This window comes from Auritidibacter sp. NML100628, assembly GCF_003185985.1.
GTDB lineage: Bacteria > Actinomycetota > Actinomycetes > Actinomycetales > Micrococcaceae > Auritidibacter > Auritidibacter ignavus.
This window is the reverse complement of record NZ_QHLP01000001.1, coordinates 138,432-155,887: the sequence shown is the minus strand read 5'-3', so window position 1 is coordinate 155,887 and position 17,456 is coordinate 138,432. Positions and strand designations below refer to the sequence as shown.

Annotated in this window: 20 protein-coding genes; 14 read left to right on the top strand and 6 right to left on the bottom strand. The window is 59.8% G+C overall.

Features of this window, described 5'->3' with window-relative positions; all coding sequences use genetic code 11:
• Position 1: 1 nt before the first annotated feature.
• Both DCC24_RS00785 and proC read left to right on the top strand, forming a co-directional pair.
• Positions 2–934 carry a sugar phosphate isomerase/epimerase family protein gene (locus DCC24_RS00785; RefSeq protein ID WP_369859708.1) on the top strand — a complete coding sequence of 311 codons (933 nt, stop codon included), beginning with the start codon at positions 2–4 and terminating at the stop codon, positions 932–934.
• Positions 927–1,775 (top strand): pyrroline-5-carboxylate reductase, encoded by an 849-nt coding sequence (gene proC / locus DCC24_RS00780; protein WP_208392142.1) that lies wholly within the window; start codon positions 927–929, stop codon positions 1,773–1,775. Before DCC24_RS00785 ends, proC begins: the two co-directional genes overlap by 8 nt.
• A gap of 41 nt (positions 1,776–1,816) precedes the next feature.
• Here the strand turns inward: proC and DCC24_RS00775 are convergent, their stop codons facing one another.
• A complete protein-coding gene (locus DCC24_RS00775; protein ID WP_110098001.1) occupies positions 1,817–2,491 on the bottom strand; it encodes a TrkA family potassium uptake protein in 675 nt (224 codons plus the stop codon).
• Positions 2,491–3,915, bottom strand: a complete 1,425-nt coding sequence (locus DCC24_RS00770; RefSeq protein WP_110098000.1) for a TrkH family potassium uptake protein — start codon at positions 3,913–3,915, stop codon at positions 2,491–2,493. The genes DCC24_RS00775 and DCC24_RS00770 overlap by 1 nt, the downstream gene beginning before the upstream one ends.
• Before the next feature lie 102 nt (positions 3,916–4,017).
• Here DCC24_RS00770 and DCC24_RS00765 point away from each other — a divergent pair, with 102 nt between their 5' ends.
• From DCC24_RS00765 to DCC24_RS00750, 4 genes are all read left to right on the top strand, one after another.
• The gene (locus DCC24_RS00765; RefSeq protein ID WP_110097999.1) at positions 4,018–5,271 is read left to right on the top strand and encodes an acetoin utilization protein AcuC; all 1,254 of its coding nucleotides are present in this window, start codon (positions 4,018–4,020) and stop codon (positions 5,269–5,271) included.
• 226 nt (positions 5,272–5,497) lie between these two features.
• The gene (locus DCC24_RS00760) at positions 5,498–5,713 is read left to right on the top strand and encodes a helix-turn-helix domain-containing protein (protein ID WP_110098187.1); all 216 of its coding nucleotides are present in this window, start codon (positions 5,498–5,500) and stop codon (positions 5,711–5,713) included.
• Between the two features lie 190 nt (positions 5,714–5,903).
• Positions 5,904–5,999 (top strand): 30S ribosomal protein bS22, encoded by a 96-nt coding sequence (locus DCC24_RS00755; RefSeq protein WP_110097998.1) that lies wholly within the window; start codon positions 5,904–5,906, stop codon positions 5,997–5,999.
• 140 nt (positions 6,000–6,139) lie between these two features.
• Positions 6,140–6,448: a glutaredoxin family protein gene (locus DCC24_RS00750; protein WP_110097997.1), complete on the top strand. Its 309-nt coding sequence runs from the start codon at positions 6,140–6,142 to the stop codon at positions 6,446–6,448.
• A 23-nt stretch (positions 6,449–6,471) separates the two neighbouring features.
• Here DCC24_RS00750 and DCC24_RS00745 read toward each other — a convergent pair whose 3' ends face one another.
• Positions 6,472–7,425: a hypothetical protein gene (locus tag DCC24_RS00745; RefSeq protein WP_110097996.1), complete on the bottom strand. Its 954-nt coding sequence runs from the start codon at positions 7,423–7,425 to the stop codon at positions 6,472–6,474.
• A 108-nt stretch (positions 7,426–7,533) separates the two neighbouring features.
• Here DCC24_RS00745 and DCC24_RS00740 point away from each other — a divergent pair, with 108 nt between their 5' ends.
• The 7 genes from DCC24_RS00740 to DCC24_RS00715 all read left to right on the top strand — a co-directional run bounded on the left by DCC24_RS00740 (position 7,534) and on the right by DCC24_RS00715 (position 14,329).
• On the top strand, positions 7,534–8,199 hold the full coding sequence (locus DCC24_RS00740; protein WP_110097995.1) for a histidine phosphatase family protein: 666 nt from the start codon (positions 7,534–7,536) through the stop codon (positions 8,197–8,199).
• Positions 8,200–8,334: 135 nt separating this feature from the next.
• Positions 8,335–8,949 carry a TlpA disulfide reductase family protein gene (locus tag DCC24_RS00735; protein ID WP_110097994.1) on the top strand — a complete coding sequence of 205 codons (615 nt, stop codon included), beginning with the start codon at positions 8,335–8,337 and terminating at the stop codon, positions 8,947–8,949.
• A 17-nt stretch (positions 8,950–8,966) separates the two neighbouring features.
• Positions 8,967–9,773 (top strand): cytochrome c biogenesis CcdA family protein, encoded by an 807-nt coding sequence (locus tag DCC24_RS00730; RefSeq protein WP_110097993.1) that lies wholly within the window; start codon positions 8,967–8,969, stop codon positions 9,771–9,773.
• Positions 9,773–11,452: a cytochrome c biogenesis protein ResB gene (locus tag DCC24_RS00725; RefSeq protein WP_110097992.1), complete on the top strand. Its 1,680-nt coding sequence runs from the start codon at positions 9,773–9,775 to the stop codon at positions 11,450–11,452. Before DCC24_RS00730 ends, DCC24_RS00725 begins: the two co-directional genes overlap by 1 nt.
• 83 nt (positions 11,453–11,535) lie before the next feature.
• Positions 11,536–12,708: a c-type cytochrome biogenesis protein CcsB gene (gene ccsB, locus DCC24_RS00720; RefSeq protein ID WP_110097991.1), complete on the top strand. Its 1,173-nt coding sequence runs from the start codon at positions 11,536–11,538 to the stop codon at positions 12,706–12,708.
• A 144-nt stretch (positions 12,709–12,852) separates the two neighbouring features.
• Positions 12,853–13,254 (top strand): alanine:cation symporter family protein, encoded by a 402-nt coding sequence (locus DCC24_RS12250; protein WP_233242919.1) that lies wholly within the window; start codon positions 12,853–12,855, stop codon positions 13,252–13,254.
• Positions 13,172–14,329 (top strand): alanine/glycine:cation symporter family protein, encoded by a 1,158-nt coding sequence (locus tag DCC24_RS00715; RefSeq protein ID WP_233242918.1) that lies wholly within the window; start codon positions 13,172–13,174, stop codon positions 14,327–14,329. Before DCC24_RS12250 ends, DCC24_RS00715 begins: the two co-directional genes overlap by 83 nt.
• A gap of 19 nt (positions 14,330–14,348) precedes the next feature.
• Here the strand turns inward: DCC24_RS00715 and DCC24_RS00710 are convergent, their stop codons facing one another.
• Positions 14,349–14,819 (bottom strand): PLD nuclease N-terminal domain-containing protein, encoded by a 471-nt coding sequence (locus tag DCC24_RS00710; RefSeq protein ID WP_110097990.1) that lies wholly within the window; start codon positions 14,817–14,819, stop codon positions 14,349–14,351.
• Positions 14,820–14,899: 80 nt separating this feature from the next.
• Between DCC24_RS00710 and DCC24_RS00705 the strand changes: the two genes are divergently transcribed.
• Positions 14,900–15,244 (top strand): DUF4229 domain-containing protein, encoded by a 345-nt coding sequence (locus DCC24_RS00705; protein WP_110097989.1) that lies wholly within the window; start codon positions 14,900–14,902, stop codon positions 15,242–15,244.
• Positions 15,245–15,256: 12 nt separating this feature from the next.
• Here the strand turns inward: DCC24_RS00705 and DCC24_RS00700 are convergent, their stop codons facing one another.
• Together DCC24_RS00700 and DCC24_RS00695 are read right to left on the bottom strand one after the other, a co-directional pair.
• On the bottom strand, positions 15,257–16,126 hold the full coding sequence (locus DCC24_RS00700) for a 1,4-dihydroxy-2-naphthoate polyprenyltransferase (protein WP_110097988.1): 870 nt from the start codon (positions 16,124–16,126) through the stop codon (positions 15,257–15,259).
• 87 nt (positions 16,127–16,213) lie between these two features.
• A complete protein-coding gene (locus DCC24_RS00695; RefSeq protein ID WP_233487898.1) occupies positions 16,214–17,434 on the bottom strand; it encodes an AMP-binding protein in 1,221 nt (406 codons plus the stop codon).
• Between the last annotated feature and the right edge of the window lie 22 nt (positions 17,435–17,456).

The following is a 17,456-nucleotide window of genomic DNA, read 5'->3' as shown; positions in this document are numbered from 1 at the left end:
GATTCCGGCCGACGTGGCGCCCATACCCGTCACGCTATCGTCTTCCTCAGTGTTTGCGCTCCCGCCACAACACGTCTTCGGAATGGCCGAAGATTTGGGCTATGACGGCGTAGAAATCATGGTCACCCAGAACTCGTGGACGCAAGACCCGAGGAAACTAGACCAACTGTCGGAAAAATACTCCATGCCCATTCATTCGATTCACGCCCCGACCTTGCTGTTCACCCAACAAGTCTGGGGCTCGGCGTGGAACAAAATTGCCCGCTCGGCCGACATGGCCCGCGAACTGGGCGCTGATATCGTGGTTGCTCACCCGCCCTTCCGCTGGCAGGGACGCTACGCCAAAGGCTTCAAAGACGGGATCCGCGACATCATGGATGCCACCGGGGTGATGATTGCGGTGGAGAATATGTACCCTTGGAAGGTCTCCGGGCAAGAAATCAAAATGTACCTGCCGCACTGGGACCCCACCCCGGAAGATTATGACCACATCACGTGGGACTTCTCCCACGCTGGAATCTCTGACGCCGACTCGCTGGCGGTCTTCAAATTGCTCGGGTCGCGGCTGAAACATGTCCACGTCACCGATGGGACCACCAGTGCCGGAGACTCCCACTTGATTCCGGGCCAGGGTGAACAACCGGTGGCCGAATGCCTGCAGTATCTGGGAGCCACCGGATGGGACGGAGCCGCCTGCGTCGAGGTTTCCACCCGTAAAGTCTCCTATGCCGGGGAACGTGAAGAAATGCTTGCCGAGGCCCTGAGATTCACTCGCTTCCACCTGGCCGTCGGGCAAACTGCCCAGTGCCAAGCTCAGGCCACAGGGCAGTGCAACGGCCAGCACATCGCCTCACTTCATGAACAGGCTCAGACCCAACCAATGCAGATTATTTCCAACCACCAAAGAAAAATGCCCCGAGGTGACGATGACTAACGCAGCACACCAGCCCGCCGATGTGAAACTAGCCGTGATTGGACTGGGTCATATGAACACCGCCATTGTGGCCGGCTATGTGGCCACCGGCGCTGCGCCGGCGGCCATCCAGGCCACCACGCACTCTATCGCCAGCGCCACCGCCAAAAGCGAGAAACTGGGCATCACTGTCGTCTCCCTAGACAGCAACCCCGAAGCTAACCGCCAAGCCGTGGCTGAGGCAGACGTGGTACTGGTCGGGACCAAGCCGGCCGATATTGTGCCCACCCTCAGCGACCTGGCACCAGCTCTGCCGGACCGGGCTGTCGTGGTCTCCGTGGCAGCAGGTATCACCCTGCAGGCGATCACCGAGGCCGTCGGAGCCGACCAGCCGGTGGTGCGGTGCATGCCGAACCTACCGCTGACCCTGGGCAAAGGCGTGGTGGGTATGGCCGGTAATCAGGCGGTCACTGACCGAGGGCTGGCCCAAGCGGAGGCGATATTCTCCGGTTCGGGGCGTGTCTTCCATGTGCCCGAAGACCAGATCAACCTGGTTGCTGCCATTGCCGGATCCGGGCCGGGGTACATTTTCCATATCACCGATGTGCTGGCCCAGGCTGGTGCCCAGCTCGGCCTGGACCCTGAGACCGCGGTGGAGCTGGCGCGTTTGACCGTATCCGGTGCGGGGGCGATGCTGGGTGAAGACGGAGCCGACCCCAAGGCGCTCACCGACCAGATTTGCACCCCGGGAGGTACCACCGAAGCTGCGGTGAATGCCATGGATGACTCTGGGCTTCAGGAGTTGCTGGTGACGGCTGTGCACGCCAATATTGCCCGCAGCGAGCAGATCGCCAACTCCTAAGGTTAACTCACGACAGAACCGCTCGTCCCGGTCCCGGCCGCCTAAGATCGGTCGGCGAAATTCTCAAGGTCTTCGATCGGACCGGCCACAATGAGCTCATCCCGGGTGCGTAGCACCGTCTCCGGCAGGGCTGTGGTGTAGGTACCGGAGTTGCGACGATAGGCCACAATGGTCACCCCGTACCGCGAGCGGGTCTTCACATCAACCAGTGGTTTGTGTGTGATTCGTTCGGGGGCCTGCATTTGCGCAATAGCCCAGCCACCACGGAACTCGATGAACTCCATCATCGTCCCGGTCAAAAGGTGTGCGGTGCGCTCGCCGGCATCTTGTTCCGGCAAAATGACGCGGGAGGCCCCGATCCGTTCCAAAATGGTCCGGTGCGAGGGTGTGACCGCTTTGGCTAAGACTTTATCGATGCCTAGCTCCACCAAATTCACCGTGGTCAGCACCGAGGCCTCGATCGACGTGCCGATACCGCACACAGCAATGTCGAACTCGGCGGCACCGAGCTGTTCCAACGCTTCCGGATCGGTCGTATCGGCCTGGACCACGTGAGTCAACGCGGGCGAGTATTTCTGCACCAAAACCGGATCACGGTCAACGGCCATGACTTCTTGGCCCCGCGCGGTCAATTCCAGCGCCAGGGCGGCGCCGAAACGGCCCAAACCGATCACCAGCACGGGGGCGTGGGAATCAATGGTGCGTTTAGGAGACATCAGCCGATCACGGGCCTTTCTTCGGGATAGTTATACAGCGTGGGGGCATGGCGCGTTGCCAGCCCGGCGGCGAAAGTAATGGTACCGACCCGGCCGAGGAACATCATCACACACAGCACCAGTTGCCCCCAGGCCGGGGCCTGCTCCGACAGACCGGTGGACAGCCCGCAGGTTCCGAAAGCCGAGAGAACTTCAAAACCCACCTGCTCCACACTGGCGCCAGTCAATACCGACAGCACAATCATCGCTGTCAGCACCGCGACTCCGGAACCGACCAGCAGTGCAATCGCCACTCGGATGGTATCAGCAGGAATGGTGCGATGGAAGACCGTCACATGTTGACGTCCGCGGGCCTCGGCGACAATGGCTAAACACAGCACCGCCAAGGTGGTGACTTTGATACCTCCGGCCATGGATCCGGATCCGCCTCCGATAAAGATCAGGGCATACATCAAAAACATGGAGGCCGGCGTGAGCTCTTCGACCGGATAGACGGCATAACCTCCCGAGCGAGGCATCACCGTCGAAACCACCAAGGTTTGGAATTTTTCCATCGTGTTGAACTCACCCAGGGTATCCGGATTATTCCATTCCAACAGACCGAACCCGATAAAACCCACTATCAAGAGAATTCCGGTGGCCCACAAGGTGAGCTTGGCGTGCAGGTTCAGTCGCGCGCGACGTCTCATCACCTGTTGCAGGACCAGCAGGGTGGGGGCTCCCAGTGACCCGATGATCACGCCGAGACAGACGGTGAGAATGATCCACGGGTCATGTGCGTAGGCCGTTAATCCCATCGGGTGAAGCGAAAATCCGGCGTTGCAGAAAGCAGAGATCGCGTAGAAGATGCCGTACCAGATGCCGGTAAGCCCATCGTCGGTGTAGTCAATAAATCGGGGAATCAGCACCGCGGCGAGAACAGTCTCAATGGCGAATGTGGTGACCAGGACGGTAAGAATCAGTCTGCGGGTCGTACCGATGCTGGATGAGCCGGTTGCTTGCATACTCAGCAATCGCGAGCTGAGTCCGATCCGTTCTGACACGGCCATCGCGAGCATCCCGACCATGGTCATCACCCCAATGCCACCGACTTGGATGGCGATCAGAATGATAATTTGTCCGGTCAATGACCAGTGTTCTGCGGTATTGACCGAGGACAGCCCCGTGACTGTGATCGCCGAGACCGCAGTGAACCCGGCATCGTTGAGCGCGGTCGGACGATGGTTGGCTGCCGCGACCGGCAACGACAGCAGTGCGGTGAAAACCAGAATGACCAGCATGAACAGCCCGATGGCTACCCGTGCTGGAGACAGCACAAGTAAGGAGGAGACCATGCCACGCATGGTGGAGTATCCGGGGATGGTTCGTGCGGGATACTCCCGGTCCTGCTGGGTGGGGAACCTACCGGAGCGTTGATGAATCATAGCGACACCATCATGCTCCGGAAACGGTGAAATGCCTAGTCTTTTCCGTTGTATGTCATCACAAACTACCGCCCGGGCCTCGGAGCACTTACCCTAAGAGTGATGACTGACACAGACAAGACCCCGGTGCCCACCGCTGTGATGTGGGATGAAGAGTTACTGAAGTACCGTTTCAGTGATACCCACCCGATGGCCCCCATTCGCCTGGAGCTGACCTACCACCTGGCCGAACAACTTGGCGTGCTGGACAACGACCAGCTGAGTATCATGTACCCGCCGGTGGCCACAGATGCCGAGCTGGCCCGCGTCCATACAGCGGACTACATTGCCGCGGTTAAACACGCCTCGGACTACGATGACGTGGCCCAGCTCGAGACCGATCCTTCCCGCCACCAGGACAAGGAACGCTTCGACCGGGCCGGTCTGGGAACTGAAGACTGTCCGATTTTCGCTGATATGCACACCTCCTCGGCGCGTATCGCCGGCGGTTCCTTGCGAGCAGCCCAAGCCATCGCCTCCGGGGAGGTCTCTCGCGCGGTCAATTTCGCCGGCGGACTCCACCACGCCCACCGGGCTCAGGCCTCCGGGTTTTGTATCTACAACGACGCCGGGCTGGCCATTGCACACCTGCTGGATTCCGGGGTCGAGCGAGTCGCTTATGTTGATCTGGACGCCCACCACGGTGACGGCGTGGAAGCGCTGTTCTGGGACGATCCGCGGGTGCTGACGATCTCCATCCACGAATCCGGACTGATGCTGTTCCCCGGCACCGGTTTTGCCCGGGATTTCGGCGGCGATGACGCCCAGGGGTCAGCGGTGAACGTTCCGATTTCAGCTGGAGCCGGCGATGCCGCGTTTCTGCGGGCGGTTCACGCGGTGGTTCCGCAAGTGCTGAAGGCCTTCTCTCCGGAGGTATTGATCACCCAGCACGGTTGCGACGGTCACCGGCTGGACCCGCTGGCCGACTTGAACCTATCCGTCGACGGCCAACGTCAGATGATGTTGGATGCTGCGATGTGGGCCGAAGATTTCGCCGATAACCGGTGGCTGGCCCTCGGGGGCGGAGGGTATACCCCTTATCAGGTGGTGCCACGTATTTGGGCACATTTGATTGCGATCGTCGCCGGGAACCCGATCCCGTTGCGCACTGGCATTCCGCGCCAGTGGCGGGAAAAAGTTGCCGAAGTCTCCGGGTTGGAGTTGGAAAAAATACCGGAGCTGATGACAGATAATGTCGATGTGTGGTGGAGGTCGTGGGAAGTTGGTTATGATCCGGCTGACCATAACGACCAGTCAGTGATGGCCACCCGCAAGGAGATCTTTCCACTGCACGGACTCGATCCCTGGTTTGACTGATCACAAAGTCATCACAATTCACTTCGGAACCGAACTGAACTTCTGTAACCGGAGTGGATGCACTACAATTTCCAAGGTGACCCAAATCAGGGATGATCACGCGATCACCCCGAACTTCCCCTCGGGTATCACGGCACGGAAACGTTGATGGCAACGCCATCGCGCTGTTCGTCACAACACCGTTTATTTATTAATCAATGTTGAACACCGTGGAGGGGTGCACAACGTGGCACAGGGTGAAAACTTCGCCGATGCGAAATTCATGACCGTCACTGAGGTTGCTGAGATGATGCGAGTCTCCCGCATGACGGTCTACCGGATGATTCATGCCGGTGAACTCCCCGCCGTCCGGTTCGGACGTTCTTATCGTGTTCCCGAAAACGCTGTCGAACAAATCTTGTCGACTGGTTCAGCCGATCAAGCAACGGGCACGGAGGCCTAGCGGGCACGGAGGCCTAGTCTGCTGTCGCGAGCCCGCCGAGAATCCTCTGCTAGTGTTGTCATTCGTTAACACCTAGATCGCCGAAACGTTAGTCTTCGGTAAAATAGCTGGGAATCTGTACGTGTTGTGGTGTTGAGAGTTCTCCACTGTGGCGCGTTGCGGGAAAGACGAGACGACAGGAAGGAAGCCCATGGGCTCAGTCATCAAGAAGCGCCGTAAGCGCATGTCCAAGAAAAAGCACCGCAAGATGTTGCGTCGCACCCGCCACCAGCGCCGCAACAAATAGCATCCCGGCGCGTAGGGTCTAGTTGCCGTGGTGCGCTGATTCAGACGCACAGAGCCACCTGATTGTTCGGGTGGCTCTTGGTGTTTGAGCTGAACATTCCTTCTCCGCCCCAAAGCGCTATGGAAGGTTAGGCGATACCGATGTCCACTGACGACTGCGCACCAGACACACCGCCACCGGTATTGCAGGTGCTGGTGAAAAGCGGATGCCACCTCTGCGAGGAGGCAATTGCCACTGCCGAACAAATCGCAGAGGAATTCCACGTGGACTGTGGCGTGATTGATGCTAGTCTCCGCCCGGATCTGGCTGAGCGCTTCGTCGAAGAAATCCCGGTGCTGTTCGTTGACGGGTTACAGCGCGACTTTTGGCGCATCGACACTGTCAGGCTCCGAGCACTCTTGAGCGCCAGGAGACCGTCATCGGACAGACCATCGATAGAGGCCGAATAGCGTGCACCCGCTTGACGACGTGACTAGTGGTCCTGCGGAGGCTGTGGTGGCAACTGCATGGCCTGTAACCGCTGGACCTTCTCCCAGGCCTTAAACCGGAAATACTCCTGCGAAGTGGGCGTGAAGGTCAAAATCATCGCCACCACACCCAGTACCACGCTGACGACGGTAAACAGCGAAAACAGGTTGATTAACGACAACCCGGCGAAAACACATCCGATGATGCGGGCGATATTCGACCCGCGTCGCACGCCCCGGGCCACGAGCCAGTACAGCAGACCGGTCACCAGCGCTATGACGATCATCGTGGTCCGGGTCGCCATGCCCATCGGCCCGGCAATCATCTCAGAGAAACTTCCCATTTCTCCGGTGGTATCCATGGCGGCCATCATACTGTCTAGTTGAGCGATCTCTTGCGAGCTCAAACCAAAGTTCGGTAACAGCGCTTGAATAATGGAGGTGAGCACATACAGCAGGCCTGCGATGAGGATCATCCAATACGACCACACCACGTGCTGCGGTGCGGGCATGGTGGCTTGTTGCGTGCTCTGCTGAGCGGTCGGTGGCTGATTGAAACCGGCCGGAAAGGGATACTGTTGTGCGGGCAGCTGTGACTCGGTCGGGGGAGTGCCGTACTCGGAACCGTAGGCCTGCTGGTTGTCCTGCTGTTCAGGCTGTGGCTGGTGTGGAGTGAAAGTGCCGTAGCGGGGTTTGGTGTACCCAGCGTGATGCTGGGCGTTCGATGTCTGGTCGGAAGATCCTGCCTGTGCGCTACGTTCCTGTTGCCATCGCTGGAACTCTTCACCGGTGAGTCGGACACCGTACCGGGGCTGGTCGGATTGATCTTCTTCAGCCGCACCGGAGGTTTTTCGATCCTGATGCTGCTCGTCCTGGGGATACTGGGAGCCGTGGGTGGGCTCTGAACCGGAGGATTGCTGATTCTGCTCATCCGGATCCCGACGGTGGTTCTCACTCACAAGGTTGTCCTTATCTGTTGACTGATACCGTGCATACTCTGGTTGTTATCCTAACGATCCGGACGTCATCACGGCGATCTTTCAGCAAGATCTGAGAGACTAGACAGCATGAGTGTTGCCACGATCCACATGGTCCGTCACGGGGAAGTGCACAACCCCGGTGAGGTGCTGTACGGCAGATTACCTGGATTCCATCTCTCGTCGCTGGGATACCAGATGGCAGATGCGATCGCTGACTGGTTTGTCGACCGTGCCACCGAACGCGGCGAAGCCCCCAAGATTCTGGTCTCATCCCCGCTATTGCGGGCCCAAGAAACCATCCAGCCCTTGGCCGAAGCTCTGGGTTTGCCGGTGCGTATCGAGCGTCGTGTGATTGAAGCCGGCAATAAATTTGAGGGTCGCTCCGATATGTCAAGCCAGCTGAAAAAACCCTGGAATTGGCCCCTGGTGCTGAACCCGTTCCGCCCGTCCTGGGGCGAGCCCTATCGGGCCCAGGTACAACGGGTTAGCTCGGCCATGTTTGACCTGCGCGATGAATTGCTGGCTCGGCACGGTGGGGGCGAAGCTGTGGTGGTGTCCCACCAGTTGCCCATTTGGGTCACTCGGCTTAGTGCTGAGCGCGCCAGACTCTGGCACGACCCCCGAGAGCGAGAATGTTCCCTGACCTCGGTGACAACCTTCCATTTTGATCCCGGCTACCACTTGCCGCGGATCGAGTACCGGGAGCCGAACGCCGAGCTGACCGGCTCAGCCGCGGCACTGCCGGGGGCTTGATCGTGAGCATCGCGATATCGGCACCTGAGACCGTGAATGCGAATCAGACCGCCGGGCCCCGTTAGAATAGACGGACCCGTTTGTCAGCGTCGCAACACACCTCGAGTCCTTCGTTCGCGTAGGAGAAACCCAACGATGAGAGATCCTCGCTTGCACACTTCTGCCACCAGTCGCCGTGCGGTCCTGGGTGGCCTCACCGCTGTGCTGGTTGCCCCGGTGCTGGCCGCTTGTTCTTCCACCGATCCGCTAGCAGAACAGGCCGGGAACGCCGACGGCAAAAACTACATTGCCGGTGACGGTTCAGTGCTGGAGATCAGCCCGGAAGACCGTGGCGAACCGATCGAGTTCACCTCCACTACCTTCGATGGCACGCCGGTGAGCACCGCGGATTTCGCCGGATCGCCGGTGATGCTTAATTTTTGGTACGCCGCCTGTGCCCCATGTCGGGTTGAGGCCCCCGACCTGGTGGCGCTCCATGATGAATTTGGTGACCGGGTCGCCTTCTACGGGGTCAACGTCCGCGACACTGCCGGCACCGCCGAAGCTTTCGAGCGCAATTTCGAGATTACTTACCCGTCCCTGGAAGAACGGTCCGGGGAGGTGTTGCTGTCGCTGTCTGACTTCGTGCCGCCCCAAGCAGTACCGACCACACTGGTCTTGGACTCCCAAACCCGCGTGGCCGCCCGCATCCTTGGTATTGCTGAGCGCGCCACGTTGCGTTCCTTGATCGATACCGTCGTAACCGAGTAAACCTAAACTGTACCTTGATGACCCCGCATCTGCCCCTTGCCACCCACTTGACCGGTCTGGCACCGCTGTCTCAGGCCAACTCCTTCGCCGAAATTGCGCTGGACGGCTCGCTGCTATTAGCAATTCCGGTGGCTTTATTGGCCGGTCTGGTCTCGTTCCTTTCTCCCTGTGTGCTACCACTGGTTCCCGGCTACCTCGGCTACGTCACCGGTCTGTCAGGGGCCGATCTCGCCGATGAGAAACGTGGCCGCATGGCCGCCGGCATTGCCCTGTTTGTCGCCGGATTCACCCTGGTCTTCGTGCTATTGGGGCTGGTGTTCTCACAGGTCTTTGTCTGGGTACAAGGCGAGGGACAATGGCTGACCCAAATCCTCGGGGTGGTGGTGATCTTGATGGGGATTGTGTTCATGGGCGGATTCTCCTGGTTCCAGCGCGACCGCAAGATCACCTACCAGCCCTCCGCCGGGCTGGCAGGTGCCCCGGTATTGGGGATGATCTTCGGGCTCGGGTGGGCTCCCTGCATCGGTCCCACCATGTCGGCTGTACTCCTGCTATCCACCGCTGGATCCCCCAACCCCTGGCGTGGCGGTATTCTGGCCTTCGCCTATTGTTTGGGACTGGGTATCCCGTTCCTGCTGATTGCCTTGGGATTCAAGAAATCTCTGGGGGCACTGAAATTCTTCCGCACCCACCGGGTCGCCGTGATGCGTTTCGGTGGGGGCTTGCTGATTGTGTTGGGCCTGCTGATGGTCTCCGGTTTGTGGAGCGCTTGGGTCAACGAGTTGCAGGTGTGGTTCAGTAACGAAGTGAGATTACCGATCTAATGACATCAGAACAGACGAAAAAACCACAGCTTCCGAAACTGGGTGTCACCGGAACCCTCCGCTTCATCTGGACCCAGCTGACCTCCATGCGCACCGCGCTACTGTTGCTGTTGCTGTTGGCAGTGGCTGCCGTGCCGGGATCGATCTTCCCCCAGCGACCGGCCGGCCCCGAAGTTGTTGAGCAATGGATCGAAGACAACCCCGGAATTGGCCCGGTGCTGGATTCCCTGCAGTTCTTTGATGTCTACTCCTCGGTGTGGTTCTCCGCCATCTACCTGTTGCTGTTCATCTCATTGGTGGGCTGTCTGATTCCCCGGGCCAAGCAACACTGGAAACAACTGCGCTCTCAACCTCCGCGGACGCCGCGCCGGCTATCCCGCCTTCCGGAGTACGGTCGCCTCTTGTTGCGCGAGCAGGGGCCAAACCCTACCGAGGCGATCGACCAGGCCACCGCGATCCTGTCAAAGCGCGGGTACCGGGTCGATGTTCGTGACGAATCCGCCGGTAAGGGACACACCAAAACCCGGGCCGCCTCGGTGGGAGCCGAACGTGGCTACCTGCGAGAAATCGGAAACCTGATCTTCCACTTCGGACTCCTCGGCGTGCTGATTTTCATCGCTGTGGGTGGCATGTTCAGCTATAACGGCCAAAAAGTTCTCGTTGAGGGGGAAGGGTTCACCAATAACCTGGTCGCCTACGACTCCTTCACCCCGGGCACCGCTTTCGACGAAGAGATGCTCTCGCCCTTCTACGTCGAGCTTGACGACTTCGAGATCGAGTACGACCGCACTTCCACCTCCCACTACGGGCAACCGCTGACCTACACTGCGACGATGACAGTCCAGAGTTCGCCCGAGGCCGAGCCGTATCACGATACCCTGAAAGTCAACGACCCACTGACCGTCGACGGGGTGCGGATGTTCTTGGTCGGTAACGGCTATGCGCCCACTATTGTGGTCCGAGACGGCGAAGGGAATGTCGCCTTTGACGGGCCGGTGATCGCCCAAATCCAAGAGCCGGGCACCAACACCTCCTTGGCGGTCATTAAAGCCCCCGATGCTCAGCCGGACCAGCTGGGCTTTGTGGGATTGTTTTTGCCGACCTCCTACACCGGCGAGGATGGAGTCGCCGTCTCGGTCGATCCCGATGCGGGCAATCCCGAATTGATCCTGAACTCCTACTACGGCGACCTCGGCCTGGATAGTGGCGAACCGCAGAACGTCTATGTGCTCAACACCGAGAACATGACGGAGCTGAACTCACGCACCAACGACAACGGTGGGATCACCTTAGGACTGGGAGAAACGTACGAACTGCCCGACGGCAAAGGGTCGATCACCTTTGAATCCTTAGATCGCTACGTTGGGCTCGATATTCACTACGATCCGGCCAAATGGGGTGTGGGTATTTCTGCGGTGCTCGCGTTGGGCGCACTGGCGGTGTCACTGTTTGTCCGTCGCCGTCGTGTTTGGGTGCGCGCCACCGAGGATCCCATCACGGGGTCCACTGCGATCGAGTATGGTTTGTTAGCGCGCGGAGAGTCCTTCGGATTGCGCGAAGAAAACATCAAGATTCGGCTGGCCATGGAAGAGATCTGGCCGGTGATTCCACCTGAGGAATCTGGACCGGTACCTGAGGAATCGGCTCGTGGGGCAAAGCGATCTGGCCCTTCGTCATAACTGCGCGTGGTGTGGGAAGAAACGTAGAATACCGGTGACAACTCCCCACCGCGAGTTCGACCATCGACTAACGGAGACCCTCGATGAAACCAGTCAATGAGACCCTCGGCGAGTACAGCGATCTCTTTATGCTCATCGCTGCCCTGGTCTACCTTGTCGCCTTTTTCTTATTCATGTGGGACATGGCCACTGCCTCGAAGACCATTCGCCGCGTCGAGAACGAACTCTATGATGATCACGTGCGTGAACTGGAAGAAGTTGGGGAGCGCAAGGCCCAGAAAACCGCCAACGCGGAGGTGAGCGCACCGGCGCTGGTCGGTGCCGGTGGTGGTAGCTCCACCGCCGCGTGGGACGACACCGGGCGGGAAGACACCGATGTTTCGGGTCCGGCCGACCGTCTCGACCAGCGTCAGACGTCAGGACACACAGCTGATATGTTCGGTGACCACCGGGTGGGTGCTCGACTGGTCTCCGACGATATGGACTATTCCGGCCACACGCGCCGGCCCTGGGCCAATGTGGCCGTTGCGATCACGGTTTTTGCTGCGGTGATCCACACAGCCGCTGTGATCTCTCGTGGCGTGGCAGCCAACCGTGTGCCCTGGTCGAACCTGTACGAATTCATGACCACCGGAGCGTTGGTTATCTCGCTGGTCTACCTCGGGTTCCTGATCCGCAAAGACCTCCGCTTTGTGGGGACCTTCGTCACCGCCGTCATCGTGCTGATGCTCACGGCAGCCACGATTGGTTTCGCCACGCCGGTCGCCAACGAGCAACCGGCGTTACAGTCCTGGTGGCTGGTTATTCACGTCTCGGTGGCGGTGATGGCCACCGGAATCTTCTCCCTGACGTTCGCCATGTCGGTGTTGCAGCTGATCAAACAGCGCGCCGAGGTCAAAGCCAAAGCCGGACAGCAACCCTGGTCTTTCTTGCGCCTGGTCCCCTCCTCCTTCGCCTTGGAGAATTGGACGTACCGCTTGAACGCTGTGGCCTTCGTGATGTGGACTTTCACGCTGATCGCCGGTGCGATCTGGGCCGAGCAGGCTTGGGGGCGCTACTGGGGCTGGGACGCCAAAGAAGTGTGGACTTTCGTGATTTGGGTGGTCTATGCAGGCTACCTGCACGCGCGCGCCACCCGCGGCTGGACCGGGACCCGTGCGGCCTGGTTGAACATCATCGGCTTCACCTGCCTGGTCTTCAACTACACCATCGTCAACCTCTACTTCCCCTCGCTACACTCTTACGCTGGAGTCTAAGCCTCAAAAAGCCCGGACATGGTCGGTCACGAAAGCCTGCATATGACGTATCATGACATGCCGAACAGCGATGTTTTTCCGGATCTCCGGGATTCTGGGAGGGGCACTCGGGACGTGGCCTAAGATCCGGTAACCTCACCTTCTATGAATGCAGAGACCATCTCCGAGATGCTCGGTCAGGTAGAGGACATGGCCTGGCAACTTCTGGGCATGCCTGTGATCATCCTGCTCGGCTTTTATCTCACCGTGCGTACCGGAATGGTCCAGATTCGACATTTGCCCGATATGTTCCGGGCGATCACCGACCGTGCCACGCGCGACGATACGGGACGCACCCGGTCTCTGTCGGCCTTCCAAGCCTTCGCAGTGACCGCCTCGGCCCGAGTTGGCACCGGAAATATCGCCGGAGTGGCCGGTGCCATTGCTATGGGAGGCCCGGGCGCCGTTTTTTGGATGTGGGGTCATGGCGATCCTCAACTCGGCCGCGTCTTTTGTGGAGTCCACACTAGCCCAGCTGTACAAGACCCGTCGTTTCGACACTTTTAAGGGCGGACCGGCCTATTACATCGAACGAGGTCTCGGTTCTCGCGCCGGTGGCATTGTCTTTGCCGTGATCTTTATCTTCTGCTTCGCCTTGAGCTTCACCTCGCTACAGGCCAATACCATCGTGGACTCTGTGACCGGTGCCGCGACCGAACTCGGCGTGGAGGATACCACCGCACTCACCTGGGGTCTGGCCGTGGTGCTGGTGATTCTCACCGGCCTGATTGTCATCGCCGGTTTGCGCCGCGTGGCAAGGGTGGCTCAAAACGTGGTGCCCGTGATGGCGATGCTATACATTCTGCTCGGGCTTGCGGTGATGATCATCCATATTGACCAGCTTCCCACCGTCATGGGCCTGATCTTTGGTGAGGCATTCAATTTTGAGGCGGCCGCCGGTGGCGCATTTGGCACGGTGCTGATGGCCGGTATCCAACGTGGCATGCTCTCCAACGAGGCAGGCATGGGGTCGGTGCCGAACGTGGCCGCCACGGCCGATGTCTCTCACCCCGCGAAACAGGGTCTGGTGCAGTCCCTGGGGGTTTACCTGGACACCGTTGTCATTTGCTCAGTTACGTCTTTCATTATCCTGTTTACGTACCCCGATCCAGTTGCGACCGCAGACGCCAATCCGGGGGTCGAACTGACTCAGATGGCGTTGACCTCAACGTTCGGTGCGTTGGGTGCTGTTGCCCTGGCCGTGATTATTCTGCTGGTGTCGTTCACCTCAATCCTGGGCAACTACTCCTATGGCGAGGCGAACATCTTGTTCCTGTCGGATTCAGAGAAACTGCGCAAGATCTACGCGGTGGTGCTGACCGGCGTGGTCTTCGTGGGATCGACGATTTCGGTGGATATCGCCTGGGCGATTGCTGGAGTCACCATGGTCGTCATCGCGCTGTTCAATTTTGTGGTGATCACTGAGATGTCTGGTACCGCGATCCGCCTACTCAAACACTACACAGCACAACGACGTGACGGTAGAGAACCGATCTTTCTCGCCTCCGATATGCCTGACCTGGAAAACATCGAATGTTGGACAACGGAAGACATCTCAGGACACCGGCAACCCCATACGTAGCGGTGCTTCTGGCTTGTGGCTAGGACCGTTGCGATCCGGTCGAGTCGCCAGGGAAATCCTCGTCGTCGGGATCGTCTGGAGTCTCGGAGCTGTCATTGGTGTGAGCAGAATCGTGCCGTTCTCTGAGCTTCCGCTCGTAGGCGTCTAACTTGGCTTCTCGAGCGTCGAGCTGTTCTTCACGAGCTTTCTGGCGACGCTGAATATCGAGACGACGCAAGAATTCGTCATCATCGTCTGGGGACTTCGGCCGGGCCGGCTGTTGTTTGCTACGTTGTGGACTCGACCCCAAACTGCCGGGCTGTGGCAGTGTACGACGGTGGCCAAAGAACAGCCACAGCAATGCTCCCACGGCAGGAACGAGAGCGATTATCACTAGCCAAGCCGGTTTTGCCAGGGTGCGGATGCGCTCTCGGGGAGTTTGCATGCACTCGACGAAAGCGTAGATCATCACGCCGAGGGCGACGATCGCTAGTGGAATCAGAAAACGCATGGTACCAGTCTACGAAGGAACGGGTCATCGCGCGTGCTCGTTTCTCCGGAAGAACGATCCCGGGTTTAGACTGGGACACTATGAAGTTTCTGGTCTATGGTGGCTTGCGCCTGTTGCTGTTCGGGTTGGCCTTTGCAATCACCGCCTATGTCACCTCGTCGTGGCCGTTGGCTGCCTCGTGGATCTTTGCCACGGTGATCGGTCTCATCGTCAGTTTCGCGGTGGGATACCTCCTGTTGGACCGGCTACGCAATGCAGCCGGACAGAACCTGGCAGATATTTTCTCGCCGAATCGCAAAGAAAATGGGGTCCAAGAACTCAAGGACGCCGAAGCCGAGGACAGCTTTACCGCCGGCCGGTTCCACGACGCCCAGCAGCAACGTGGCGAAGCCGAAGCCGAAGCGCAACGGGCCGAGAAGCGGTAGGGCACCAGCGCTCTAGAGCAGAACGCCTGCGGTGAACAACATCGCATACATTAAGCCCAGGATACCGGTGAGTTTCAAGACGGGAATCAGGTCTCGGCGGTCCGTGGACTCAATCATGATGATGGAGGGGCGGATGCAGATGCCCAACACGATCAGTAACAACAGCAACCACGGGTGGATCGGGACGAAGAGTAGCGGGAGTACCACGGCGATGAATAGCATCACCGGATAGCTCCAGCGTGCAGCGGTGTCACCTAGTCGCACGGCCAGCGTCATTTTTCCGGTCTCGCGGTCGGTGGGAATATCGCGGACGTTATTGGCCATCAGCAGTGCGGTGGAGATCAGGCCACACCCGATCGCTCCCATCCACGCCAGCCCGGAGAGGGCGAGCGCCTGAGTGTAGGTGGTACCCAATACCGCGACGAGCCCGAAGAAAATGAAGACGAAGACTTCGCCTAATCCCACGTACCCGTAGGGGTGTTTGCCCCCGGTGTAATACCAGGCGGCCAACACGGCCAGCATGCCGATGACGATCAGCCACCAGGTTCCTGACAGGCCGATCAGGATCAGACCCGCGAGTCCAGCCACGCCGAAACATCCGAAAGCCGCCAGCTTGACTCGACGCGGTTCGGTGGATCGTGAACCGGTCAGCCGGAAGGGACCGACTCGGTTGTCATCGGTGCCACGGATGCCGTCGGAGTAGTCATTGGAATAGTTGACCCCGATCTGCATGGCCAGCGCCACGATGAGAGCAAGGACAGCGCGTAGTGGGTTGAAGGAGTCCAGCTCTGCAGCTGCGGCCGAGCCAACCACGACCGGAGCGATGGCCATGGGAAGGGTGCGCAATCGTGCAGCTGAGACCCACTGAGAAAATGTTGCCACCTGGTGTGTTACTCCTTGGTCTGACTCGAGGCATCACGGGATGCAGTGCCTTCCGGTGCCGATGATGGCACCCCTTCACTGTAGTACTCACTCGGAGAGCAACTGTTGAAGATAACGCCGGTCGGGCTTGCCGTTGGCGAGCAAGGGGATCCGCTCCAGAACGGTGAAGGACTTGGGCGCGGCCGCCTCACCTAGCTGCGCACGTACCCAACGACGAAGGGCTGTGTCTCGTTGGCTCCCCGACTCGATGGCCGCATCCTCAGCCGGCACGATACCGGCGACAATACGTTGTCCCCAGTGGTCATCGGCCACCCCGGTCACAAAAGCCTCGCGAATTGTTGGATGTGACTCCAGCACCCGCTGGATTTCGGCGGCGGAGACCTTGACCGCTCCCGAGATCAACACATCATCCACCCGTCCCAGCACACGCAGTTGCGGAGTCTGCGAGGTTGAGGCGGTGAGGATTTCCCCGTAGTCATCGGTGAGGTAGGTGCGGGTGCCATCCGGGCCGGTCCGAAAGTGCTCGGCGGTGAGCTTGGGCTGGTCGAGGTAGCCGGTAGCGACCATGGCGCCGGTGAGGGTGACCCGGTCCACCGCGGCCCCGCCGGCGATGGTGTGCCGGGCCACCCCCAGGTCCACGCCCGGTAGCGGACGGCCGTTGTAGACGCACCCACCACACGTTTCCGAGGAACCATAGGTTAGCATCAGCTTGATGCCGTGCTGGCGGGCTGCCTCGACGCTGGCCTGCGGCGCGCGAGCGCCACCGACCAACACGGCGCTGTAGGACCGCAGGCCATCGATCACCTCGGGGATCGCCTCCCCGGCCTCCAGAAGCCGGGTCAGTTGCGTGGGGACCAGCGAGACGTACCGGGGTTGGTCCACCGGGGTGCGCTCGTTGAGGCCTGCGGTGGTAGCAACGAACTTTTCGGCCGTAAAGGGTCCGGAGGGCAGCACCAGTGGCGTGGTTCCGGCCATGATCGATCGAGACAGCACCGCGAGACCGGCCACGAACTGGGCCCCGACCGCCAGCAGCCAGCGTCCCTGACCGGCCAGCGCTTCCGCGGTGGCGGTTGCCGAGGCTTGCAACGCGGAGGTAGACAACAGGGTTTGTTTGGGCTTGCCGGTGGACCCGGAGGTGCGAACCACCGCGGCGATGTCGGGGCCCCCGCCCCGAGCGGGGTCTCTGGCCTCGGGGCGGAAGATCACCTCGCCGGAGCCGGTGAACTCCACCGGATCACCGGTGTGGTCCATCGCGCGTTGCAGCGCAACGAGCATCTGGTCGAGCTGGTGCGGTGTTGGTAAGTCCATGCCGTGACGACCCTATCGCGGG

Coding starts and splice junctions, on each gene's coding strand:
- proC (WP_208392142.1), top strand. CDS start 927: ATGACTAACGCAGCACACCAGCCCGCCGATGTGAAACTAGCCGTGATT.
- DCC24_RS00775 (WP_110098001.1), bottom strand. CDS start 2,491: ATGTCTCCTAAACGCACCATTGATTCCCACGCCCCCGTGCTGGTGATC.
- DCC24_RS00770 (WP_110098000.1), bottom strand. CDS start 3,915: ATGATTCATCAACGCTCCGGTAGGTTCCCCACCCAGCAGGACCGGGAG.
- DCC24_RS00765 (WP_110097999.1), top strand. CDS start 4,018: ATGACTGACACAGACAAGACCCCGGTGCCCACCGCTGTGATGTGGGAT.
- DCC24_RS00755 (WP_110097998.1), top strand. CDS start 5,904: ATGGGCTCAGTCATCAAGAAGCGCCGTAAGCGCATGTCCAAGAAAAAG.
- DCC24_RS00750 (WP_110097997.1), top strand. CDS start 6,140: ATGTCCACTGACGACTGCGCACCAGACACACCGCCACCGGTATTGCAG.
- DCC24_RS00740 (WP_110097995.1), top strand. CDS start 7,534: ATGAGTGTTGCCACGATCCACATGGTCCGTCACGGGGAAGTGCACAAC.
- DCC24_RS00735 (WP_110097994.1), top strand. CDS start 8,335: ATGAGAGATCCTCGCTTGCACACTTCTGCCACCAGTCGCCGTGCGGTC.
- DCC24_RS00730 (WP_110097993.1), top strand. CDS start 8,967: ATGACCCCGCATCTGCCCCTTGCCACCCACTTGACCGGTCTGGCACCG.
- DCC24_RS00725 (WP_110097992.1), top strand. CDS start 9,773: ATGACATCAGAACAGACGAAAAAACCACAGCTTCCGAAACTGGGTGTC.
- ccsB (WP_110097991.1), top strand. CDS start 11,536: ATGAAACCAGTCAATGAGACCCTCGGCGAGTACAGCGATCTCTTTATG.
- DCC24_RS12250 (WP_233242919.1), top strand. CDS start 12,853: ATGAATGCAGAGACCATCTCCGAGATGCTCGGTCAGGTAGAGGACATG.
- DCC24_RS00715 (WP_233242918.1), top strand. CDS start 13,172: ATGGCGATCCTCAACTCGGCCGCGTCTTTTGTGGAGTCCACACTAGCC.
- DCC24_RS00710 (WP_110097990.1), bottom strand. CDS start 14,819: ATGCGTTTTCTGATTCCACTAGCGATCGTCGCCCTCGGCGTGATGATC.
- DCC24_RS00705 (WP_110097989.1), top strand. CDS start 14,900: ATGAAGTTTCTGGTCTATGGTGGCTTGCGCCTGTTGCTGTTCGGGTTG.
- DCC24_RS00695 (WP_233487898.1), bottom strand. CDS start 17,434: ATGGACTTACCAACACCGCACCAGCTCGACCAGATGCTCGTTGCGCTG.